At 42.4% G+C, this 608-nt stretch carries 1 pseudogene; it reads right to left on the reverse strand.

The annotated features are described in order from the left end of the window. Positions 1 to 593, reverse strand: a pseudogene (locus SCJ97_11565) (transposase). Positions 594 to 608 lie beyond the last annotated feature (15 nt).

The following is a 608-nucleotide window of genomic DNA, read 5'->3' on the forward strand; positions in this document are numbered from 1 at the left end:
CCTATTACTATTTGTTCCTGCAGGTCATCCATCGGAGATTTACCATTTATACCTTCTTTGACAAACTGCTGATAACGCTTTTGGGCATGTTGGCGGTTGGTTCCAAAAATACCAAGGATCCAGTCTGTCATCAGATATTCCGGAGCCTTTATCAGCCCTGCAGTGGCCCGGTAGCTTCCCCATAACCACTTATCTGGTGATTCCACGAGCTTTGCTCTAACCGGATTAAGCACAATGTAGCGGCTAAGCTCAAGGAGATAATTATCTTTGTCAACTAATATTGACTTAAATCTTCCCTGAAAAATATGGCCAACAGTTTGGTGCCTTTTATTGTACCGTTGAGTATAGATACCATTTAGCTGCCGCATACCATATGAGAGGTTAGCGTCCGGGGTTTCAATAAGCAGGTGATAATGATTGTCCATTAGACAATAGGCGTGACAGTGCCAGTTGCACTTTTTAACAACTTCACTCAGTAGATTTAGAAATGCCTTACGGTCCTGATCATTTTCATAAATATTATTCCTTGCGTTACCACGAGAGGTAACATGGTAAACTGCTCCTGGATATTCAATCCGTAGTGGTCTGGCCATGCTGGAATTCTATCA

The sequence above is a fragment of the Bacillota bacterium genome, from assembly GCA_033549065.1.
Taxonomy (GTDB): domain Bacteria; phylum Bacillota; class Dethiobacteria; order DTU022; family DTU022; genus JAWSUE01.